The organism is Mesorhizobium sp. M0340, from assembly GCF_040321535.1.
Taxonomy (GTDB): domain Bacteria; phylum Pseudomonadota; class Alphaproteobacteria; order Rhizobiales; family Rhizobiaceae; genus Mesorhizobium.
The window spans coordinates 467,037-488,351 of record NZ_JAMYRR010000001.1; the positions used below are offsets into that span (position 1 = coordinate 467,037).

Here is a 21,315-nt window from a genome sequence, read left to right on the forward strand (position 1 = left end):
CTGGTGTGCATGAGCACGTTCCTCATTTCCATGGCAATCTGGATCGGCGCGATGTGAGGCTTGAGCTCAAGGCGGGCTCGATGCTGATGAGCGAGGGCCGCCTTCGCATATTGGCGCAGGCATTGGGCGAGTGTTTCAGCCGGCCTTGCGGGACACTTCGACAGGCGACACCGCGGCGGGCCCGAACACGTCCTCGAAAGCGGATTTCAGCGCCAGGTCGAGGTCGGCCATGGTCACGGGAAGGCCGAGATCGACAAGGCTGGTAACGCCGTGATCCTGGACGCCGCACGGTACGATGCCGCTGAAATGGCTAAGGTCCGGCTCGACATTGATGGCGATGCCGTGAAAGCTCACCCAGCGCCTCAGCCTTATGCCGATGGCGGCGATCTTGTCCTCGGCCGCCGAGCCGTCGGGCAAAGCGGGGCGGTCCGGCCGAACCACCCAGACGCCGACGCGGTCCTCGCGGCGTTCGCCGCGTACGTTGAAGGCGGCCAGCGAGCCGATGATCCATTGTTCGAGAGCGGCGACGAAGGCGCGGACATCCTCGCGCCGCCGCTTCAGGTCGAGCATGACGTAGGCGACCCGCTGGCCCGGCCCATGATAGGTGTATTCGCCGCCACGCCCGGCGGCAAAGACCGGGAAGCGGTCCGGCTCGATCAGGTCCTCGACGCGGGCGCTGGTGCCGGCGGTGTAGAGCGGCGGGTGCTCGACCAGCCAGACCATCTCGCCGGCGGCGCCGCTGCGGATTGCCTCGGCGCGCGCCTCCATCACGGCGAGCGCATCGGGATAGGCGGTGAGCCCAGGCTCGATGCGCCATTCGACCGGCGCCGAGCCGGGCAAGGGCAGGAACGACGTGGCGATCTGGCTGCGTTCTGTCATGATATCTCGTCTCGCCACTCATATGGCGGCAATCGTTACAAACGTCCAGTTCCGGCACGTTCGGCCCCTTGAAGAGTTGTGCAGATGTCCGGCCGATTATTGCTAGCCGCGCACTTGTTTCACCGGAAACGATTTGCTACACGCCGCGGGCCGGTTGGTTCCGGCTCCTACCACGTGCGGTCGTGGCGGAATTGGTAGACGCGCAGCGTTGAGGTCGCTGTGGGGCAACCCGTGGAAGTTCGAGTCTTCTCGACCGCACCAATCAGTCTTTTGGCTGTGGAAGTTATTGCGACTTTTCAGGCTTGTCGCACAGCCGTGCAAATACGGCAAAAAGTGCACTGTCACCGTAATTTGTTAATTCGCGTCCTATGCCGTCTGTTCACTTTCCCGGACATCTGAGTTCACGGTTGGTGATGGGCATCGCAGCGAAAGCAAGCACCTTTGCGCTTGCCTTGAAGGCATCCTATTCTGGAGGGTAGCATCCGCTCGTGGGCATAGAATGTCGGTACTGCCTTTCTTAAGAATTTACGCGCCGCTCAACGCGGTGCTGGCTGCGACTGGGCTTGTGGCGGTGGCTGCGCTCACGACACCGGACATGTCCGGGCGAAGCAGACTGGCTTTGGCTGCCGTGCTCGCGGTCATTTGGGGCATCTATCTCCTGGAATTGGCCGAGAAACTGCTCAAGCGCCGGGCGGGAGACCTTCGGGACAGGACGCCGGCAATCGCCATTGATGTGCTCGCGGTTTTGGTTCCACTCGCCGCATTTCTGCTCGTCGGCACGCCCGACCGGAGCCTCTACTGCGCTGTCTGGCTGCTGAAACCGCTGCGCGATTCAACTTTCTTCCCGCTGCTGGGCAGAATCCTGACCAACGAAGCGCGCAACCTGATCGGCGTCGCCACGGTCTTCGGCATCGTTCTGTTCGGTGTTGCGCTCGCAGCCTATGTGATCGAGCGCGACGTCCAACCGCAAAAGTTCGGCAGCATCCCCCAGGCAATGTGGTGGGCGGTGGTCACGCTGTCCACCACCGGCTATGGCGACGCTATTCCGGAAAGCTTCGCCGGCCGCGTCCTTGCCGGGGCGGTCATGATGAGTGGCATCGGCATCTTCGCGCTCTGGGCTGGCATTCTTGCCACCGGCTTTTATCAAGAAGTCCGTCGCGAGGATTTCGTCCGCAATTGGCAATTGGTCGCCGCCGTGCCGTTGTTTCAGAAGCTCGGCCCGGCCACACTAGTCGAGATCGTGCGCGCATTACGACCTCGCACCGTGCCGGCAGGCGCTGTGATCTGCCGCAAGGGCGAGACCGGTGATCAGATGTTCTTCGTCGTGGAGGGGCGCGTCAGCGTCGCGACGCCGAACCCGGTGGATCTGGGCCCTGGCGCCTTCTTCGGCGAGATGGCGCTGATCACCGGCGAACCGCGCTCGGCGACCGTCAGCGCCACAACGGTGGTCTCACTCCTGTCGCTACACTCGGCGGATTTCCAGATGCTGTGCAGCAGCAGCCCGGAGATCGCAGAAATCATTCGCAAAACCGCGCTCGAGCGGCGCGGCGCGGCGCCTAAGGGTTGACCGCACTAGGTGTTCGTCAGGAGGAGGATGCGCTGCCAGGGCGGCCAATTGCCCGCCGACGGTGGCTGGCTGGAACTACATGCTCTGCCGCTGCCGAACCGCCCTCAATACAAATCGCCGCGGAATCGTAGAGAAATGCTTTAAAATCAACGCGGCAGGCGTTGCGGCGCTGCATCTCGACCGCACCATTAAATTCGAAAGCGGAATCTCTTGCTCGTCGAATTCGAGCACGGCAGGGAGCGTCCTTGTCGGGGCACGTGCTTTTTGCCTGACTGCGGTCGCGAGTTTGGCTTATGCGAAGTGGCCATCGGCGGGCACTGGCCATCTATCGACAAGCGCACATAACTATTCGCGCACCAGGCGTCCGGTTGTCCACCAGATCACCGATACAACAACGATCGATGCGTAGCCGTCCACGGCATAGTGCCAGCCAGTGAACACCGATCCGTACAGGATCAAGGCTGCAAAGGTCCAACCCAGAACGCCAAGCCAGCGATTGATCGATGACAGCAAATAGGCGTTCAATACGGCAAAGGCGACATGCATGCTTGGCATGGCCGAGATGCCGCCGCCAAGACTTGGCCGGCCGCTCTGGTAAGCCTTCAGGAGATATGCCGCGGGTTCCCTCACCATGTAACTATGGTCCAGCCTGTCCAGGGCCGCATTCAATCCGTGGAAGCGATCCACGCCGACGAAGTGGTGGTAGTAAACCGGTCCGACCGATGCCAGCGCCAGGGCCAAGACCGTTCCGAGGACGGACAACGTCAGCGCTGCTGCGCAGAGATAGCGGATGCGGGCAATCTCGTCCGACCAGAGCGACACGAAAAGGATGGTGCCGAACCACTGGTAAAACCAAATGACTTCATAGCTGTTGAAGACGACGGACGACCAATTGTTGCTGTCGAGCTTATGGACGATCTCCCATGGCGGCATCCCGTGCAGCCATTCATCAGCGTCGGCCAACCAGTTGTCGGCATAGTATGGGACGACGGACGGGATGGCGATCTTGTAGGTAGAGAACGCGGTCAAGCTGGCAAAGAAGAACAGCAGCACCAGCAGACAACCACGCCAGCGCCCTTGAGCCAAATCCAGCGCGTAGCGAACCGGTTGCCGCCGGCCATGGATTAGCGCGGCACAGCAGACGCCACCGATAAACAATACCGGGATGCCAACAAGAAACTTGTGAGAATAGATTAAGGCCGACGTATAGAATACTTCTGGGTATAGTGCGGATGCGCCTAAAACATATGTCGCCATGAACAAGGAGAGGCGCAATTGCCATATGGCGGAGGGCCTGTAGCGAGAGGCTTCCGTGGTTAGAGCCAAACCAATTTACCCGTTCTTAACGTTTCGCCGGAGAGACACATACACCGATAAGGTAAAAACCTTGCCGCCAGGTTTACTTTTCCCCGGTGGTCGACATTTGCCGCCGGCTCGCATGCGGCGGATTGTTTCCCTGTAATCTTGCGTCAGCATTTGCTGTCCAAGCCCCTGCGTGAAGGGATTGCCCCGGGGGCTGGAAACCGAACTGGCCGGTGCTTAACGCGGCCTGCCGCCTCCTGTTGACGTATCATAAGTTTTAGCTTATCATAAGTCATGATTTATGATTACGCAGGCATGGTGGCCTTGGCCGATCCGACACGCCGCAAGGTGTTCGAGCTCATCGCCGATCGGCCACGCTCGGTCATCGATCTGACGCGAGTGCTTCCGGTCTCGCAGCCGGCGGTATCGCAGCACCTCAAGGTTTTGAAGGAAGCCCGGCTGGTCCGCGCAGAGCCGAAAGGTGCCAGCAACATCTATCATCTCGACCCGCATGGACTTGGCGAGATGCGCGCCTGGCTCGACCGCATATGGGGCGATGCGCTCGACGCCTTCAAACGGGAAGTCGACAACAGCAAGGAGAAGAGGAAATGACGACCATGATCAAGCCCGCGCCGGTCAGGAAGTCGGTGACCGTGGAGGTGCCGCTCGACAAGGCATTCGATGTGTTCACCACAGGATTCGGGCGCTGGTGGCCGACTTCGCACTCGATCGGCAAATCCGCCCTGACGACCGCGGTGATCGAACCGAAAGCCGGCGGCCGCTGGTACGAGATTGGCGAGGATGGGTCACAATGCGATTGGGGCGAGGTTCTCGCCTGGGATCCGCCGTCCAGGCTGACGCTCGCCTGGCGCATTGGAGCCGGCTGGCGCTACGATCCGGCACTGCTGACCGAAGTCGAGATCCGCTTTGTCGCGCTCGGCGAGAACGCGACGCGTGTGGAACTCGAGCACAGACTTCTGGAGAACATGGGCGAAACCGCAGAGGCGATGCGCGAGGCCTTCGAATCCGAGGGTGGCTGGAGCGGTCTCCTGGACCGCTATGCGGCCGAGGCGAAGCGCCACGCCGCCTGATCGGGAAGCCTTCCATTCCAATACCAGCGAGGCCCTCGCACTGTCGGCCTCGCCGTTTTGAATCAGTGTCGATCTCCCCATCTGGTTGACCGGGGCGGGGAGATACGCTGCCCTTTACCTGCCGCCGCGAAGGTTTGCAGCGCCGCAGGTTTGTAGAACGTCCTCTTCTCCTACCATCCGGTATGCGTTGCGTCGTTTGGACGCGCGAACGGCGCTGTAGCAATTTGCCGTTGCGCATGGTCCTTTCGCAAAATCGATTCCGATTGTCAGGGTCATGCGTTAGACCTGACAGGCACCTTATCCGGAAATCCGATGGCGGGAGGCGCTGGTGGAAGGCCAGGACGAACAGATGACCGGCGCCAGGGCCGTCGAGGAGCGCCGCGCCGACATCTATGACGAGGACGGCGTCATCCTGTCGTCGTTCCTCGCCCAGATCGGGGCCGCGATCGCCGATCGCGATACGCTGACGCTGAAGCGTGAAGTCGACGATCTGCACCAGTCGGAACTCGGCCACCTGCTCGAGGCGCTGCATCCGGAACAGCGCCGCGCGCTGGTCGAATTGCTGGGCAAGGATTTCGATTTTTCCGCGCTGACCGAGGTCGACGAGGCGATCCGCCGCGACATCGTCGACAGTCTGCCCAATGCGCAGATCGCCCAGGCGGTGCAGGATCTCGATTCCGACGATGCCGTCTACATTCTCGAAGACCTCGACCAGGAGGACCAGGACGAGATCCTGTCGCAACTGCCGTTCACCGAGCGGATCAGGCTGCGGCGCTCGCTCGATTATCCCGAAGAGACCGCCGGCCGCCGCATGCAGACGGAGTTCGTCGCGGTGCCGCCCTTCTGGACGATCGGCCAGACGATCGACTACATGCGCGAGGACAACAATCTTCCCGACCGTTTCAGCCAGATCTTCGTCATCGATCCGAGCTTCAAGCTGCTCGGCGCCATCGACCTCGACCAGATCCTGCGTACCAAGCGCTCGGTCAAGGTCGAAGAGGTCATGCATGAGACCAGGCATGCCATCCCGGCCACCATGGACCAGGAGGAGGCGGCGCGCGAATTCGAACAATACGATCTTCTGTCCGCCGCCGTCGTCGACGAGAACGAGCGGCTGGTCGGCGTGCTGACCATCGACGATGTCGTCGACGTCATCCAGCAGGAGGCCGAGGAAGATCTGCTGCGCATGGGCGGCGTCGGCGACGAAGAACTCTCGGACAGCATCTTTTCGACCTCGCGCTCGCGCGTGCCCTGGCTGCTGGTCAATCTTTTGACGGCTTTCCTGGCGGCTTCGGTGATCGGCCTGTTCGACCGCACCATCGAGCATATCGTGGCGCTGGCGGTGCTGATGCCGATCGTCGCCGGCATGGGCGGCAACGCCGGCTCGCAGACCATGACCGTCACGGTGCGGGCGCTGGCGACCAGGGACCTCGACATCTACAATGCCGGCCGCATCATCCGCCGCGAGATCGGGGTGGGCTTCATCAACGGCATCATTTTCGCCATACTGATCGGCCTGGTGGCTGCTGCCTGGTTCCACGATCGCAATCTCGGCGGCATCATCGCGGCTGCGATGATCATCAACATGTTCGTGGCGGCTCTGGCGGGCATCCTTATCCCGCTGCTGCTCGACCGCTTCAAGATCGACCCGGCTGTGGCTTCGGCGGTTTTCGTCACCACGGTCACCGATGTCGTCGGTTTCTTTGCCTTTCTCGGGCTCGCCACATGGTGGTTCGGCGTGCGCTGAACGGCACCTCAATTGACTTTTACGTAAATGCCGTGCGAGGCTTTGGAAGGTGCCTTGTCCGCCGATTCTGGTTACGCGCCTGGGCGCCGGCTGCGCCGGCCAGTTGGAACTCGCGGCGTGGCCGGGGCATTGGAGTGACGATGCGGGAATATTATTCGATCACGGAACTGACCCGCGAATTCGACGTGTCGACGCGGACGTTGCGCTTCTACGAGGACGAAGGGCTGGTGCAGCCGGTACGGCGCGGCCGCACCCGGCTGTTCCGCCCGTCGGACCGGCATCTGATCCGCCAGATCATGCGGGGAAAGAGGCTCGGCTTCTCGATCAACGAGATCCGCGAAATCATCCAGATGTACAGGGAGCCGCCCGGCGAGGTCGGCCAACTCAAATTGATGATCAAGCGAATCGAGGAAAAGCGGGAGCATTTGCGCCAGAAACGCCGCGACCTCGAAGAGACCCTGGCCGAACTCGACCAGGCCGAGGAATCCTGCGTCGAGCGGCTGGTGGAACTCGGCGTCACCACATAGGCGCGGTGTCAGCCTCGGCTCAAACCCAGCGCCGCACCCTTTTGGCGTAGTCCCGGTACTTTTTGCCAAATTTGGCGGTCAGCACCTTCTCCTCGCTCTCGATCGTCAGCTTCTGCGTCAGGAACGCCGCGATGACCGCCAGCGGCAGGAACCAGGCGATCCCCGTGACAAAGGCGAGGCTGACCAGCAGCAATGTGTTGGCGAGGTAGATCGGGTTGCGGCTGACGGCGAAGGGTCCGGTGGTGACCAGATGGTCAGGCACGCCGTTCGGGTTGAGCGTCGTCTTGGCGCGGATCATGGTGCGGATTGCCGTGAACCAGAGCGCCGCAACCGCCACCAACCCCACAAGGCCGGCGGCGAACAGGATGTCGCCGAGAAGATCGCCGATCCACGGCAGCGGATAGAACAGCCCTAGCGCGACGCTGACGATGATGGCGGCGATATAGATCAGCGGCGGCCATGGGATGTGCCCCAGCTTCGGCTGCCCAGGATTTTGCTGCACGGGTTTCGGGTGACTGTCGCTCATTATTGTCCTCCCTCGATTAGCGCGTTCCCGGTTCCGCCGCCTCGGTTTGGGCGGTGCAGGTGCCGGCGAGCTCGCCAATATGCGCCTTCCACTCCAGGGACTGGTCGTTGCTGTAGAGCCGGTCAAGCGAGGCTTCGCCCTGGAGAGTGTCCAGCATGCAGGCACAATAGCTGGAGCAGAACTCGGTGTCGCGTGCCTGCTCGCAGGATATCTGGCAGGACTTCAGAAAACTCACCTCCCTGGTTTCGGCCTGCGCCGGCATGAATTGCGAAAACAGCCAGACCGAGCCGATCAGCACCGGCTGATGGATCAAATAGAAGGCAAGGCTGTGCCGGCCGATGAAGACCAGCGGGTTTGCCCAGCGGCCGGGCGCCAAGGCCGACAGCCGCGTCAGTGCGCCAGAGGTGGCGGCGCGCTTGGTAACCGCGATGCCGGCAAGCACGGCGCCGAACCAGGGCAGCAGCGGAACGTAGTCATTGGAGCGCGGGTTGGTCGCCGACAGGCCGACCCACCACAAAGCCGGATGATCGAAAAGCTCGGATCGCAAGTAGAAAGGCGCGGCGATAACGAGGGCCGCCACGGCAAGCGTCAGCAGCGCCGGCAGCCGCAGGAACGCCAGGCCGAGCAAGCTGGCGAGCGCGATCTCGTGCAATATGCCGAAGAAGATGAAGCCGTCGGGCGTGGCGATGCGGGTGACCAGCGATATTGAGAGCGCTGCCCCGGCAACCATGGCGAAGCGCTTCCAGAAGCCGGTCCAGCGGATTTTTTTGCCATGGGCGAGATAGAGGCTGATGCCGACCAGGAACAGGAAGCTCGAGGCGATGCAGCGCGCGTAGATTTTCCACCAGCCGAAGGCGGTGAGGCCGGGATCGGTGTAGCCGAAGAATTCGAGGTCCCAGGTGAAATGATAGCTCGCCATGGCAAGCAATGCGATGCCGCGTGCAATGTCGATAGCGGCGATGCGCTTCGACTTCGGTTGATCCTGAACGGCTGCGCTCGGCGTGTCGATGCTCATTGGTCTCGCTGTCTTGGTTCCAGCCCCGGCAAGACGACTATCACGGTTGCCACCGTCAAAAGAAGCAGGGCCTTGCGTCGCGTTGGTGACGGTCGGCATCAGGGCTGCTTTAGGCCAGAGCCGGAAAGCCTTTGGCCGGCTTCGCTTTTTGCCGTGAAGGCGTCGGTTTCCTGTTACCCGGCCAGGAATCGCCGCGGCAGATTTGTGCTCCAACCCTGCTTCGGGCGATTCGGCTTCGGGGAACACAATGGCTACCCATGTGCGCCATCCGATCTGGCTTGCGGCCTTGCGGCCGGCGGATGCCCGCACCTTCGCCTCGCTCTATGCGGTCGAATCCTTCGCGCGCGCCACCGTGTCCAGCGTCATCCCGATCCAGGCCTATGAGATACTGCACAACGAGCAGATCGTTTCGATCCTCTACACGATCGTGGCGATGCTCGGCCTGTCGGCGACGCTGTTCATGCCGATGCTGATCGCCCGCTTTGCCCGGCGCTGGGTCTATACCGCCGGCGCCTGCCTGCTGGCCGTCGGCTCGCTGTTCTTCGTCACCCATACGGCCAGGTGGTGGGCATGCTCTGCCGCGTCGTCGGCGCCGGGGCGCTGGCGATCACGCTCAACCTCTACATCATGGACCATATCCGCAAGACCGATTTCATGCAGGCCGAGTCGCTGCGCATGGCGTGGTCGATGCTTGCCTGGACCGCCGGGCCGACCCTCGGAATTTACCTCTACACGCGTTTCGGCATCTATGCCGCGCATGGCGCGGTGGCCGTCTTCGCCATGGCTTTGCTGGCGCTGTTCTGGACTTACCGGCTTGGCGATAACCCGTCGATCCGCCCCGGCAAGACGCGGCCGGTCAATCCGCTGGCCAATATCGGCCGCTTCGTCGCGCAGCCAAGGCTGAGGCTGGCCTGGCTGATCGCCTTCGGCCGCTCCTGCTTCTGGACGACGTTCTTCGTCTACGGGCCGCTGTTCATGGTGATCACCGGCGAGGGCAAGCTCGCCGGCGGCCTCTTGGTTTCGGCCGGCAATGCGCTTTTGTTCATGGCAATCTTCTGGGGCAGGGCAGGAAAGCGTTTCGGCGGCCGGCGCACCATGACGTTCGCCTATTTCGCGATGTCGGCAACGCTGCTGGCGGCCGGCGCCGTCGGCGAGGCCGCGCCGCTCATCACCGGCGCCTTGCTGCTTTGCGGTGCTTTCTTCACCATCGCGCTGGATGCGCTGGGCTCGACCGCCTTCATGCGCTCGGTGCGCTCGTATGAGCGGGCACAGATGGCGGCGGTCTACCGCACCTATCTCGACTTTTCCGAGCTGACGCCGCCTCTGGTCTATTCCGTGGTGCTGGCGTTCTTCGGCCTGGGCGCGGTTTTCGCGACACTCGGCCTGCTGGCGGCGATCTGCGGCTTCGGCACCTGGCGCTATCTGCCCAAATCGCTTTGATGTTCGAGCGCCACATGGCGCTCGCGCACCCCAATTGTGGAAGCGGTGCAGTGCCGCATCGAACGCAGGCCGTTCTGTTCGACCGCGCAGATCGCGACGTCTGCGGCGCCAGTTCTCCGGTTTGGCGAGGCGGCGCATTCGCCACACGATCCGGCGGAATTTGGTTTGCCGGGCGCGGCGATTCTGCCTATAGTCGCTGATGTCGTCGGTTCCGTTTGGAACCAAGAGGGAATGCGGTGCGGGCGAAATTGTTTGCCCAATGCCGTGGCTGCCCCCGCAACTGTGTGCGGTAGTCCTCTCCATATGCCACTGAAGGTTCGCCTTCGGGAAGGTGGGGAAGGGTGCTGATCCGCGAGCCAGGAGACCTGCCGGCGACAGGAAACTGACTTCTATGCCCTCGGGTGGAGGGCGAAAGGACAAGACATGAATACCGCTTCCGTTTCGCTCGGCGCTTCCGCCTCCTCGCAGTCGCGTCTCATGCAGCTGGCGCTTGCTGCATTCCTCGGCATTTTCGTCATGGGCTTTGTCGGCTTTTCGCATATCGATGCGGTCCACAATGCCGCGCACGACTATCGCCACTCGATGGGCTTTCCCTGCCACTGACAAGGGGCTGACATCATGACACTGTTTCGCAACGTCGTGTTCATCGCGGCGATCGCAGGGCTTGTGGCCGGCGTCGTTCTCGCCTGCATGCAGGCCTACGCCACCGTGCCGCTCATCCTGAAAGCGGAAGTCTACGAACAGGCCGGCGGCGGCCATGACCATGCCGCGGCACCTGCGGCACCGGCCGAAAACGCAGCGGGCACGATGGCTATGAGCAGCGCCGCGCCGGCACCGGCTGAAGCAATGGCTCCGGCTGAAGACGAAGGCTGGGCGCCGGCCGACGGCTTCGAGCGCTTTGGCTTCAGCGTCGTTGCCAATATCGTCACCGGCATTGGCTTCGCACTGGTCCTGGTCGCGGTTTCGGAGTTCGCCGGCGGCATCGGCAATTGGCGCCAGGGCCTGTTCTGGGGGCTGGCCGGCTTTGCCGTGTTCACGCTGGCGCCCGGCCTCGGCCTGCCGCCGGAACTGCCGGCGATGCCGGCGGCCGACCTTGTCCAACGCCAGATCTGGTGGTGGGCAACAGTGGTGGCGACAGCGGCCGGTCTCGGCCTTATCGCCTTCCGCAGATCGCTGCCGCTGGCGATCCTTGCCGTGGCGTTGATCGTTGCGCCGCATATTGTCGGCGCGCCGCAGCCCGACAGTTTCGAGACGGCGATCCCGGAAGGCCTGCATCATCAGTTCGTGGTGGCGGTGACGCTGACCAATCTGGTGTTCTGGCTGGTGCTCGGTATGGTCGTCGGGCTGGTGCGCGGACGCTTCACCGGCGCGGCAACCAGCCTGCGCGACAGCTTTGCCTGACCGCGCTGCCGGGGCGCTGACCCTGGTCATCGGCGGTGCGCGCTCCGGCAAGAGCGCGCATGCCGAGAGGCTGGTGAGCGCCTGTCCGGCGCCGTGGAGCTATATCGCCACAGCGCAAGCCTATGACGAGGAGATGCGTCAGCGCATCGCGCTGCACCGCTCGCGGCGAGGCGATGGCTGGACGACCATCGAGGCGCCGCTCGACCTTACCGGCGCGATCGAGGCACTGCCCGACGGCCAGCCGGTGCTGATCGACTGCCTGACGCTGTGGCTGACCAACCATATGCTGGCCGACCATGATGTCGAGGCCGAATGCCGAAGGCTGGCCGATGTGCTGTCGCGGCCGCGCGGCCCGTGGTTCGTGGTGTCCAACGAGGTCGGCCAGGGCATCGTGCCGGACAATGCGCTGGCAAGACGGTTTCGCGATGCCGCCGGCCGGCTGAACCAGGACGTCGCGGCGGTCGCCGGCACCGTGCTTTTGATGGTGGCGGGGCTGCCGCTCAAGGTGAAATGACATGGCTGATACTATCGATCCCAAGACCATTGAACAGGGGGACGAGGAACGCCACCGCGCCAAGATGGCCAAGCGCAAGGCGGTGCAGGACGCCGAGGTTGCAGCCAAGACGGTCGAGAAGGGGCTGTTGATCGTCAACACCGGGCCGGGCAAGGGCAAGACCACGGCCGCCTTCGGTCTGGCGCTCAGGATGCTCGGCTACGGCAAGCGTGTCGGCGTCGTCCAGTTCATCAAGGGCAAATGGCACACCGGCGAGAAGGACGCCTTTGCCGCCTTCGGCGACCGTGTCCTCTGGCACGCCATGGGCGAGGGCTTTACGTGGGAGACGCAGGACCTGAAACGCGACATCGCGGCGGCCGAGGCCGCCTGGGCGAAGGCGCTCGAGCTGATGGCCGAGCCGTCGATCAGCCTGGTGGTGCTCGACGAGTTGAACATCGCGCTGCGTTACGACTATCTCGACCTCGAAAAGGTGGTCGCGGCGCTGAAGTCACGCCGCGAAGGCCTGCATATCATCGTCACCGGCCGCAACGCCAAGCCGGCACTGGTCGAGGCGGCCGACCTGGTCACCGAGATGGCCGTGACCAAGCACCACTTCTCCGCCGGCGTGAAGGCGCAGCAGGGGATTGAGTTCTGAGGGGTGTTGCTGGTTTGTCAAGGTCAGCGCTGCCCCTCATCGCCTGCCGGCGACTTCTCCCCGTGAAGGACGGGGAGAAGGAGCTAGCCGCAACGCTGGCGATCTCCCTCTCCCTGTCTTTTCACGGGGAGGTAAGGCTGAGGGGCAGCGCCGACCTGAACCGATTATTTGAGGCGTTGCCCTATTTTGTTCTTGCTTTGTGCCGGCAGCTATGCTACTAATTCCGCTATGGTGCTAATTGGCTCCAACGACCCGCCGCTTGGCGGGTTTTTTGTTTGCGCTCGATCTCGAGCGCAGGTCACGCCAAGATAACAACCACTGCGACCACCCCGAACAGCGCAATCAGCAGCAAGTCGGCGACCTGGTAGAGTTTCAGCGCCCGTCGGACGTCGGTGCTCTCGACATCGTCGCGGCGGCCGCCCTCGCCCATCAACGCGTCTTCGACCATCACGCCGTCGTAGGAACGGGGGCCGGCGAGCGCCAGGCCGAGCGCGCCGGCCATCGCTGCCTCCGGCCAGCCGGCATTGGGCGAGCGGTGTTTTTTCGCATCGCGCCGCACGGCGTGCCAGGCGGCTTTGGCGTCGGCGCCCTTTACCAGGAAAGCCGCAAGCACGATCAGCAGCGCCGTCAGTCGCGACGCCGGCAGGTTGATCCAGTCGTCGAAGCGCGCAGCCGCCCAGCCGAAGGCTTCGTGGCGCGGCGTGCGGTGGCCGATCATCGAATCGGCGGTGTTTGCGGCCTTGTAGGCGACGCCGCCGGCGAGCCCGCCAATACCGATCCAGAAGGCCGGCGCGACGACACCGTCGGAGAAATTCTCGGCAAGACTTTCGATCGCTGCGCGGCAGACAGCGGCCCTGTCGAGCTTTTCCGGATCGCGGCCGACGATCCTGGAGACGGCAATGCGGCCCATGTCCAGTCCGCCGCTGTCGAGTGCGTCGGCCACCGCTTCGACGTGCTCGGCCAGGCTCTTCTGCGACAGCAGCGACGTCGCCAGGATTGCGGTGACCAACAAGCCGAAGGGAATGCTCCAAAGCATGGCTTCGATCCAGAAGGCGAGGCCGGCCGGCACCAGCACGATCACCAGCAGCGCGACGACGCCCCAGCGGCGACGGTCGGCGTCGGAATCAGTGGCGCGGTTGAGCCTGCGGTCGAGAAAGGATATCAGCCTGCCGAACCAGGTGACGGGATGGCCAATGGCATCGAAGAGCCGGGCCGGGTAGCCGAGTACAAGTTCGATGGCCAGCGACAGGGAAGTGATCAGGATCGACATGAAGTCTCTTGATGGAGTGACGGCGGCGGTGGACCACGGCGGAAGCCTTGGCCGGGCGAGGGCGCTTTTCCCTCACGCGCCGCTGCCTTTCGTCGACCTCTCGACCGGGATCAATCCGCACTCCTACCCGCTTTTCGATTTGCCCGCCACCGCCTTGTCGCGATTGCCGGAAACGGCGCGCAGCCGCGACTTGGCTGAACTCGCGGCAAGCGCCTATGGCGCGCCGTCGGCGGCGAACGTCGTGGCGGCGCCCGGCACGCAAATCCTGTTGCCGCGCGTCGCTTCGCTGGTCAGCCCGGGCAAGGCGCTGGTGCTCGGGCCGACTTATGCCGAGCATCGGCGGGCAGCAGCGATCGCCGGCCACGCGGCGGCTGAAGTCGATGATTTCGAAGCCCTGGCGGCGGCCAACCTTGCGATCGTCGTCAATCCAAACAACCCGGACGGGCGCGTCGTCGAGCGCGAAAGATTGCTTCGACTTGCCGGGGCATTACGCGCCAGAGGCGGGCTGCTGGTCGTCGACGAGGCCTTCATGGATGTCGGCCCGCGCAGCGAGAGCCTGGCCGGCGACGTCGACCAGGGCGGCATCGTCGTGCTGCGCTCGTTCGGCAAGTTCTTCGGCCTGGCCGGCCTGCGGCTTGGGTTTGGATTGGCCGACGCGCTGATGGTCGAGCGGCTGGAGGCGCAATTCGGGCCATGGGCAGTTGCCGGGCCGGCGCTCGAATATGGCATAAGGGCGCTTGCCGACACCGGCTGGCAGGCCGGGATGCGGCGCCGTCTGGCCGAGGACGCCGCACGGCTCGACACGCTGTTCGGCCGCTTCGGCGTGCCTGTCGCCGGTGGCACCACGCTGTTCCGTTATCTCAGGCTGGCGGGCGCCGCCGGCCTGTTTTCGGTGCTCGGCCAGCGCGGCATCCTGCTTCGGCATTTCGCCGGCCGGCCGGATGTGCTGCGCGCCGGCCTGCCGGGAGCCGACGAAGAATGGCGGCGGCTCGAATCGGCGCTTGCCGGCTGGGCCTCGCGGCGCGACGATGATGCCAAGGGAGAAACGACCCAATGATCCATGTCTGCTCGCTGTCCAAAGTCGAGGAAACGGTAACGAAGACCGGCGCCGGGCGGCTGCTTTCGCTGCTCGCCGCCGGAACGGAGGTGGTGCGACCGGCCTCGATCACCAGGGAAAACCATCTGCATCTGGTCATGCACGACATTGCGGTGGCGCAGGAGGGCATGACCATGCCGGGCGAGGAGCACGTTGTGACCCTGCTCGATTTCGCCCGCCAATGGGACCGCTCGCGGCCGCTGGTGGTGCATTGCTATGCCGGCATCAGCCGCTCGACCGCCTCGGCCTATATCATCGCGGCAGCGCTGGCGCCGAAGCGCGACGAGGCCGAGTTGGCCGAGACTCTGCGCAGGCTGTCGCCGACGGCGACACCCAATCCGCGGCTGATCGCGATCGCCGACACGCTGCTCGATCGCAGGGGCCGGATGATCGAAGCGATCCAGGCGATCGGGCGCGGCGCGGATGCTTTCGAAGGCACACCGTTCGAATTGAAAATCTGAGCCTAAAAACAAGTTCCAGGAAAGTGCGCAGGAGTTCTAGGACACGGCCAAGGCGCGAATGATGATCGGGAGAATTTTGGCCATCGTTGTTGGCGTGGTCTGCACGACAGGCAGCGCCATGGCCGCCTCCATGCCGGCTCTCAAGTCGATCGACCCGGCAGCGCTCCAGGCCTCTGTCGAGGGTTTGGCCAAGGAACTTATGCTGCCCGGTGCTATGGTTTTGCTCAAGACTCCGCGAGGCAACCTCGTCTTCGGCTACGGTACGACTGAACTGGGTGCCACGAACCCGCCGCGCGCCGATACCCACTTCCGTGCGGCCTCGAACACCAAGACGATGACCGCCGCTGTTATCGTGCAACTCGTGCAGGAAGGGAAACTGAGCTTCGCCGATCTGATCTCGAAATACGTCCAGCGCGTTCCCAACGGCGACGAGATAACCATTCGGCAGCTCATAACGATGCGGAGCGGCCTCCCAAACTTCACAAATGCGCCGGAACTTGCCGAAAGCCTGGACAAGTATCCTTACAGGGTATGGACCGCCGATGAAGTACTCGGCATGGCGTTCAAACGGCCGCCGGACTTCGCGCCGGGTGCCGAATTCGAGTACAACAACACCAACTACTACCTGCTCGGCCTTGTTGCCGAGAAGATCGACGGCAAGCCGCTCTCGACCATCTTCCGGGACCGCCTTTTCGGGCCGCTCGGGATGAAGAACACGGCGTTGCCGCCGAGCACGTCGAACGCCATCCCCGAGCCATACTCAAACGGTTACCTCTACGGCAGTACTTCGTACGCCCTGGCTGATGCGCCCTATCCGGACGACCTCCAGGCCGCGGCCAGGGCCGGAACGCTCAAGCCCAACGACGACACATGGCAGAACCCGTCCGCCTACTTTGCGGCTGGCGGAGTCATCTCCACCGCCGATGACCTCGCGACCTGGATGCGCGCGCTGGTCGGGGGCAAGCTCTTCAATGCCGACTTCCAGCGGCAGTGGCTTGCAAGCCCTGTGGCGCCGGAGCCGGGCGAACCCGCCATGCAAAAATACGGCTATGGCATCCTAACGCTGACCTTCGGGCCTAACGTAATCTACTATCACGAAGGCGAGATGCCCGGTTACCAGTCCTTCATGGGCTACGATCCGGCCAATGACGTCACCCTGGTCATATGGACCAACCTGACTCTCGCGCTCGACGGCCAGGCGACCGCCAACACCTTGATGGTGAAGATACTGGACGAAATCTACACGGTGTCGCCGCTTCAAGAGGGGAAGTGAGGATCCTCGCGCGAATGGAATCGCCCCTCGTGAGGAGGCCTGAGCTGGTGGGATCGAACACCTACGCCAGCCAATCCGCCAGCTTGGCCTTGCGCATGTCCCTCACCAAGCCGATGAAGCCGTCGGCCTGATGCTCGGCGGTGAGCCGGCCTTTTTCGGCGGTGGCAATGCTGGCGTCGCCGACCACGCCATTCGGGTTGAGATCGCTGGCGACCCAGGCGAAGGCGTGCGTTCCGGTGTGGCGCAGCAGCGAAAATTCCTTTTCGGCCCGGGCAACCTTGGACACGAAATTGTCGGCCTTGGCCATATCGACGAGGTCGGACCGGAAATGCAGCATCAGCGAGGTCTCGACGTCGCCGCCATGAATGCCGAGGCGGTCTTCGAGATCGGTGTACATACCGGCCGGCCGGCCAAAGCGCTGCCAGCTGGTCTTTACCGCCAGCATCTTTGCCCGCACGCGCAATTCGCGGGTGATGATGCCCATGATCTCTTCATTGCCGCCATGCGAGTTGACGACAATCAGTTTTCGGACGCCGGCGCGCGCGACCGACAGGCCGAGTTCGGTCCATGCCTCGACCAAGGTCGTCGCCGGCAGGGTGAGGGTGCCGGGCGCATGCAGGTGCTCGTTCGACTTGCCTACCGCCTGCACCGGCAGGATGCGGATGTCGAGATCGCCGGGCAGGCGGGCGATCACCGTTTCCAGCATGCCGTTCATGATCGAGGTGTCGGTCGAAACCGGCAGATGCGGCCCGTGCTGCTCGATCGCTGCCAGCGGCAGAACGGCAATGGTCGCCTCAGGATCAATGGTCGCGTATTCGGTGGTCCGGTAGTCACCCCACCATACGCGCTTTTTTGTTCCGGCCATTTTGAACCTCGAAGAGACTGAATGGGCGTTTGCGCTGCCCCTCACCCTTAGCCTCTCCCCGTGAAGGACGGGGGAGGGGGATCGCCAGCCTTCCGGCTCGCTCTTCTCCCCGTCACTACACGGGGAGAAGGTGCCGGCACGCGGATGAGGGGCAGCGCCAACCTTTGTCGTGTAACTTGAGATCATCGGCCTGTCGATTCCAGCCGCTGGCCAGCGCTGCTCAACCCGCCGCGATAACCTCGATCTCGACCTTGAATTCTGGCCGGGCAAAACCTGAAACGATCATCAGCGTCGAGGCGGGCGCAGGGCTGGCGAACAGCCGGTCGCGAACCTCCATATAGGGGCGCAGGAAGGCGCGGTCGGTGACGTAGGCGTTGATGCGGACGATGTCGGACAGGCTGAGCCCGGCCTCGCCGAGAATCGCCGATATGTTCTGGAAACAGAGCTCGGCCTGTGCGCCGGCGTCTTCCGGGATCTGGTCGTCCGCTGTGATCGCAACCTGGCCCGAACACAGCACCAGCCGCTTGCCGGGCGGCAGCTCGACGCCGTGGCTGTAGCGGGCGAAGGGCGGCTTGATCGACTTCGGCGTGAGAAATTTGAACATGGCAATCTCCGTTCACGGCAGCCTATCGCATCGGCCCGAAAATCGAGATCGATTTTCGGAAAGCACGATGCGACAGGATACGAAGTTTAGAACGTACTTTGTGCGTCCAAGTGGACGCACGTCGCTCTAATGCGGGATCGATGCGGGCATCAAGATGGCGGTGCATGTCACGAGGGCGATTGTGGACAGGCGATCAAAAAATAGGCACGATGCCTTTCGTACAGCATGACCCGTCCGGCCTTCGCGCCGCCATTGCACAGGCGGGCATTGCACAAGCGGGCGGTCCCGGCGTAACGCGCCGGTGGCATGTGTCTTGCTTCTTGAAACAACGGTGTCGAGCCCGCCGCGTGACGCGCCGGAGCGAACAAAGGGTGGTGTGGATGTACGGAAAACTGAAGATTTCGGCCGGCGCGATCGTGCTGCTTGGCGCAGGCACGCTTGCTGCGGCAGCGAACGAAAAAGTCACCTTCGGCACCAATTGGCTGGCCGAGCCGGAGCATGGCGGTTACTACCAGGCGGTGGCGGATGGCACCTATGCGGCCTGCGGCATCGACGTGACGATCATGCAGGGCGGCCCACAGGTCAGCGGCCGGCCGCTGCTGCTGGCCGGCAAGATCGATTTCTACATGGGCGGCAATTTGCTGTCGGCCTTCGATGCCGTGCAGCAAGGCATACCGATGCGCGTCGTCGCCGCCGACTTCCAGAAGGACCCGCAGGTCATCATGTCCCATCCCGGCCAGGGGCTGGACAAATGGGAAGACCTGAAGAACGCCGACCAGTACATCCTCGGCGACGAAGGTGCGCAGACCTTCTTCCAGTGGATGGTCACCGACCTTGGCTTCGATGCCGCCAAGCGCGTGCCATACACCTTCAACCCTGCGCCGTTCATCGCCAACAAGAAGTCGATCCAGCAGGGTTACGTCACCTCGGAGCCATTCGCCGTTCAAAAGCAGGGCGGTTTCACGCCGAACCAGTTCCTGCTGGCCGACTATGGCTGGGACACATATGCAACGACGGTCGAGACCATGCAGGAGACGATCGACAAGCGGCCCGAGGTGGTCCAGTGCTTCGTCGATGGTTCGGCCAAGGGCTGGTACAATTATCTCTACGGCGACAACAAGGCCGCCAACGAAATGATCAAGAAGGAAAATCCGGACATGACGGATGAGCAGATCGCCTTCTCGATCGAGCAGTTGAAGAAGTTCGGCGTCGTCGATTCCGGCGACAGCGAAAAGCTCGGCATCGGCGCCATGACCGACGCGCGCATCCAGAGTTTTTACGACAAGATGGTCAAGGCCAAAGTCGCGCCGGCGGGCATCGACATCAAGAAGGCCTACACGCTTTCCTTCGTCAACAAGGGCGTCGGGCTCGACCTGAAGAAGTAGACCGTGAAGCTGGAGAAAGTGGCGCAACAGCCAGGAAGTGTACCGGGGCCGACGCTGTTGGCGCTGCGTGGCGTCGGCAAGGTTTTTTCCAACGGCGTCACCGCGCTCAGCAATGTCGAGCTGACGATCCGGGAAGGCGATTTCCTCAGCCTGCTCGGGCCGTCCGGCTGCGGCAAATCGACGGCGCTGCGGCTGATTGCCGGCCTGTCGACGCCGACCTCGGGCCTGCTCGACTGGCGCGGCAGCGGCGCCCGCGATCGTTCGAATATCGGCGACCGCTCGAATATCGGCTTCGTCTTCCAGGAGCCGACGCTGCTGCCCTGGGCCGACGTCTTCGACAATGTCTGGCTGCCGCTGCGGCTGAGGGGCGTGTCGCGGGCCAAGGCGGCACCGACGGTGATGGAGATGCTGGCGCGGGTTCACCTGACCGGCTTCGAGAAGGCGGTGCCGCGCGAACTGTCGGGCGGCATGAAGATGCGCGTCTCGATCGCCCGCGCCATGGTGACCAAGCCGCGGATTCTGTTGATGGACGAGCCGTTCGCGGCACTCGACGAGATCACCCGCTTCAAGCTCAACAATGACCTTCTGGAGCTATGGCAGGATCAGCGTTTCACCGTCGTTTTCGTCACCCACAGCGTCTTCGAAAGCGTTTTCCTCTCCAACCGCGTCGTCGTCATGGCGGCGCGGCCGGGCCGAGTGTTCGCGGAGCTTGCCGTCGACGCGCCCTATCCGCGCGACGAGGCGTTTCGCACCTCGCCCGACTATGCCGCGCTCTGCCGCCAGGCATCCGACGTGCTGATCGGCGCCATCAACTCAACTGCCGGACCGCATCATGACGGCCATTGAAGAACCAGTCCTGGCGCTCGACCCGGAGGAGGCGCGCCGCGTCCGCCAGGAGCGCTTCGAGCGCATCGGCAGATGGCTGCTGCCGCTGGCCATCATGATCCTGGCGATCTGGCTGTGGGACCGTGTCTGCGTCTGGAACGACATCCCGAAATACATCCTGCCGCGTCCCGGCGTGGTGCTGCAGACGTTGCATGACGATGCCGGGCTGCTGTTCTCCTCGCTGCTGGTGACACTCAGGATCACCTTCTTGAGCCTGCTTCTCGCCGTCATCGGCGGCGTCGGGCTGGCGGTGCTGTTCGCTCAGTCGAAATGGGTGGAGATGTCGTTCTTTCCGTTCGCCATCGTGCTGCAGGTGACGCCGATCGTCGCGATCTTTCCGCTGATCAACATCTATGTCGACAACCAGACGACAAAGCTTTTGCTTTGCGCCTGGATCGTCGCCTTCTTCCCAATCCTCTCCAACACCACGCTCGGCCTCAATTCGGTCGACCGCAATCTGCGCGACATGTTCAAGCTCAACGGTGCGACCCGCTGGCAGCAGTTGCGCTACCTGCGGCTGCCGGCGGCGATGCCTTATTTCCTCGGCGGGCTGAAGATCGCCGGCGGGCTGTCGCTGATCGGCGCGGTGGTGGCCGAGTTCGTCGCCGGCGCCACCGGCCAGTCGTCCGGCCTCGCCTCGCGCATCATCGAGGCCGGCTACCGGCTCAACGCGCCAAGGCTGTTCGCCGCGCTGATCCTGATCTCGCTCACCGGCATCCTGATCTTCCTGGTGCTGTCGCTGGTTTCGCATCTCATTTTGCGGCGCTGGCACGAGAGCGCGCTGAGGCAGGAGCGGTAGGCATGGTTGGCGCCGTTACCCCCCTCTGTCCTGC

General features: G+C 63.3%; 22 protein-coding genes, 1 tRNA gene, 1 pseudogene and 1 riboswitch. Of the genes and pseudogenes, 17 read left to right on the forward strand and 7 right to left on the reverse strand.

Translation table 11 applies throughout. The features are described from left to right. Nucleotides 1–135: 135 nt before the first annotated feature. Nucleotides 136–879 carry a lipoyl(octanoyl) transferase LipB gene (gene lipB / locus NKI79_RS02375; RefSeq protein WP_352799639.1) on the reverse strand — a complete coding sequence of 248 codons (744 nt, stop codon included), beginning with the start codon at nt 877–879 and terminating at the stop codon, nt 136–138. Nucleotides 880–1,055: 176 nt separating this feature from the next. On the opposite strand from lipB, the gene NKI79_RS02380 reads away from it, so the two are divergent. Together NKI79_RS02380 and NKI79_RS02385 are read left to right on the forward strand one after the other, a co-directional pair. After that, nucleotides 1,056–1,140, forward strand: a tRNA-Leu gene (locus tag NKI79_RS02380). Between the two features lie 238 nt (nt 1,141–1,378). Then, nucleotides 1,379–2,446 carry a cyclic nucleotide-gated potassium channel gene (locus NKI79_RS02385; RefSeq protein WP_352799640.1) on the forward strand — a complete coding sequence of 356 codons (1,068 nt, stop codon included), beginning with the start codon at nt 1,379–1,381 and terminating at the stop codon, nt 2,444–2,446. A 345-nt stretch (nt 2,447–2,791) separates the two neighbouring features. On the opposite strand, the gene NKI79_RS02390 is transcribed toward NKI79_RS02385, so the two are convergent. Continuing rightward, nucleotides 2,792–3,703, reverse strand: a complete 912-nt coding sequence (locus tag NKI79_RS02390; RefSeq protein WP_352799736.1) for a phosphatase PAP2 family protein — start codon at nt 3,701–3,703, stop codon at nt 2,792–2,794. A gap of 339 nt (nt 3,704–4,042) precedes the next feature. Here NKI79_RS02390 and NKI79_RS02395 point away from each other — a divergent pair, with 339 nt between their 5' ends. The 4 genes from NKI79_RS02395 (at nt 4,043) to NKI79_RS02410 (ending at nt 7,113) form a co-directional block, all read left to right on the forward strand. Then, the gene (locus tag NKI79_RS02395; RefSeq protein ID WP_352685000.1) at nt 4,043–4,360 is read left to right on the forward strand and encodes an ArsR/SmtB family transcription factor; all 318 of its coding nucleotides are present in this window, start codon (nt 4,043–4,045) and stop codon (nt 4,358–4,360) included. Next, nucleotides 4,357–4,839 carry an SRPBCC family protein gene (locus tag NKI79_RS02400; RefSeq protein ID WP_352799643.1) on the forward strand — a complete coding sequence of 161 codons (483 nt, stop codon included), beginning with the start codon at nt 4,357–4,359 and terminating at the stop codon, nt 4,837–4,839. Before NKI79_RS02395 ends, NKI79_RS02400 begins: the two co-directional genes overlap by 4 nt. A gap of 349 nt (nt 4,840–5,188) precedes the next feature. Continuing rightward, nucleotides 5,189–6,586: a magnesium transporter gene (gene mgtE, locus NKI79_RS02405; protein ID WP_302895619.1), complete on the forward strand. Its 1,398-nt coding sequence runs from the start codon at nt 5,189–5,191 to the stop codon at nt 6,584–6,586. 140 nt (nt 6,587–6,726) lie between these two features. Further along, complete coding sequence (locus NKI79_RS02410; protein ID WP_254818129.1) at nt 6,727–7,113, forward strand: MerR family transcriptional regulator; 387 nt, start codon at nt 6,727–6,729, stop codon at nt 7,111–7,113. A gap of 19 nt (nt 7,114–7,132) precedes the next feature. On the opposite strand, the gene NKI79_RS02415 is transcribed toward NKI79_RS02410, so the two are convergent. Together NKI79_RS02415 and NKI79_RS02420 are read right to left on the reverse strand one after the other, a co-directional pair. Continuing rightward, a complete protein-coding gene (locus tag NKI79_RS02415) occupies nt 7,133–7,639 on the reverse strand; it encodes a methyltransferase family protein (RefSeq protein ID WP_352799646.1) in 507 nt (168 codons plus the stop codon). A 16-nt stretch (nt 7,640–7,655) separates the two neighbouring features. Next, nucleotides 7,656–8,654 carry a heparan-alpha-glucosaminide N-acetyltransferase gene (locus tag NKI79_RS02420; RefSeq protein WP_352799647.1) on the reverse strand — a complete coding sequence of 333 codons (999 nt, stop codon included), beginning with the start codon at nt 8,652–8,654 and terminating at the stop codon, nt 7,656–7,658. 247 nt (nt 8,655–8,901) lie between these two features. Here NKI79_RS02420 and NKI79_RS02425 point away from each other — a divergent pair. From NKI79_RS02425 to cobO, 5 genes and pseudogenes are all read left to right on the forward strand, one after another. Continuing rightward, nucleotides 8,902–10,094: pseudogene (locus NKI79_RS02425) on the forward strand (MFS transporter). Nucleotides 10,095–10,283: 189 nt separating this feature from the next. Next, a riboswitch (cobalamin riboswitch) is annotated at nt 10,284–10,481 on the forward strand. 36 nt (nt 10,482–10,517) lie between these two features. Then, on the forward strand, nt 10,518–10,697 hold the full coding sequence (locus NKI79_RS02430; RefSeq protein WP_023676561.1) for a CbtB domain-containing protein: 180 nt from the start codon (nt 10,518–10,520) through the stop codon (nt 10,695–10,697). A 15-nt stretch (nt 10,698–10,712) separates the two neighbouring features. Continuing rightward, nucleotides 10,713–11,495, forward strand: a complete 783-nt coding sequence (locus tag NKI79_RS02435; RefSeq protein ID WP_352799650.1) for a CbtA family protein — start codon at nt 10,713–10,715, stop codon at nt 11,493–11,495. After that, a complete protein-coding gene (gene cobU / locus NKI79_RS02440; RefSeq protein WP_352799652.1) occupies nt 11,488–12,009 on the forward strand; it encodes a bifunctional adenosylcobinamide kinase/adenosylcobinamide-phosphate guanylyltransferase in 522 nt (173 codons plus the stop codon). Before NKI79_RS02435 ends, cobU begins: the two co-directional genes overlap by 8 nt. A 1-nt stretch (nt 12,010) precedes the next feature. Then, entirely contained in the window at nt 12,011–12,643 is a 633-nt protein-coding gene (gene cobO, locus NKI79_RS02445) for a cob(I)yrinic acid a,c-diamide adenosyltransferase (RefSeq protein ID WP_352799653.1), read from the forward strand. 298 nt (nt 12,644–12,941) lie between these two features. Here the strand turns inward: cobO and cbiB are convergent, their stop codons facing one another. Then, complete coding sequence (gene cbiB / locus NKI79_RS02450) at nt 12,942–13,913, reverse strand: adenosylcobinamide-phosphate synthase CbiB (RefSeq protein WP_352799654.1); 972 nt, start codon at nt 13,911–13,913, stop codon at nt 12,942–12,944. Here cbiB and cobD point away from each other — a divergent pair. From cobD to NKI79_RS02465, 3 genes are all read left to right on the forward strand, one after another. After that, nucleotides 13,912–14,970 carry a threonine-phosphate decarboxylase CobD gene (gene cobD / locus NKI79_RS02455; protein WP_352799655.1) on the forward strand — a complete coding sequence of 353 codons (1,059 nt, stop codon included), beginning with the start codon at nt 13,912–13,914 and terminating at the stop codon, nt 14,968–14,970. The genes cbiB and cobD overlap by 2 nt on opposite strands. Then, complete coding sequence (locus NKI79_RS02460; protein WP_352646973.1) at nt 14,967–15,470, forward strand: tyrosine phosphatase family protein; 504 nt, start codon at nt 14,967–14,969, stop codon at nt 15,468–15,470. The genes cobD and NKI79_RS02460 overlap by 4 nt, the downstream gene beginning before the upstream one ends. Nucleotides 15,471–15,531: 61 nt before the next feature. Continuing rightward, nucleotides 15,532–16,743: a serine hydrolase domain-containing protein gene (locus tag NKI79_RS02465; RefSeq protein ID WP_352799656.1), complete on the forward strand. Its 1,212-nt coding sequence runs from the start codon at nt 15,532–15,534 to the stop codon at nt 16,741–16,743. 61 nt (nt 16,744–16,804) lie between these two features. Here NKI79_RS02465 and NKI79_RS02470 read toward each other — a convergent pair whose 3' ends face one another. After that, complete coding sequence (locus tag NKI79_RS02470; RefSeq protein WP_352799657.1) at nt 16,805–17,608, reverse strand: creatininase family protein; 804 nt, start codon at nt 17,606–17,608, stop codon at nt 16,805–16,807. A gap of 220 nt (nt 17,609–17,828) precedes the next feature. Further along, entirely contained in the window at nt 17,829–18,212 is a 384-nt protein-coding gene (locus tag NKI79_RS02475; RefSeq protein WP_352688143.1) for a RidA family protein, read from the reverse strand. A gap of 380 nt (nt 18,213–18,592) precedes the next feature. Here NKI79_RS02475 and NKI79_RS02480 point away from each other — a divergent pair, with 380 nt between their 5' ends. The 3 genes from NKI79_RS02480 to NKI79_RS02490 are packed head-to-tail and all read left to right on the forward strand — an operon-like array spanning nt 18,593 to nt 21,281. Continuing rightward, the gene (locus NKI79_RS02480; protein WP_352477575.1) at nt 18,593–19,597 is read left to right on the forward strand and encodes an ABC transporter substrate-binding protein; all 1,005 of its coding nucleotides are present in this window, start codon (nt 18,593–18,595) and stop codon (nt 19,595–19,597) included. A 3-nt stretch (nt 19,598–19,600) separates the two neighbouring features. Further along, a complete protein-coding gene (locus NKI79_RS02485; RefSeq protein ID WP_352799659.1) occupies nt 19,601–20,443 on the forward strand; it encodes an ABC transporter ATP-binding protein in 843 nt (280 codons plus the stop codon). Then, nucleotides 20,430–21,281: an ABC transporter permease gene (locus tag NKI79_RS02490; RefSeq protein ID WP_254818144.1), complete on the forward strand. Its 852-nt coding sequence runs from the start codon at nt 20,430–20,432 to the stop codon at nt 21,279–21,281. The genes NKI79_RS02485 and NKI79_RS02490 overlap by 14 nt, the downstream gene beginning before the upstream one ends. The last annotated feature ends 34 nt before the right edge of the window (nt 21,282–21,315 follow it).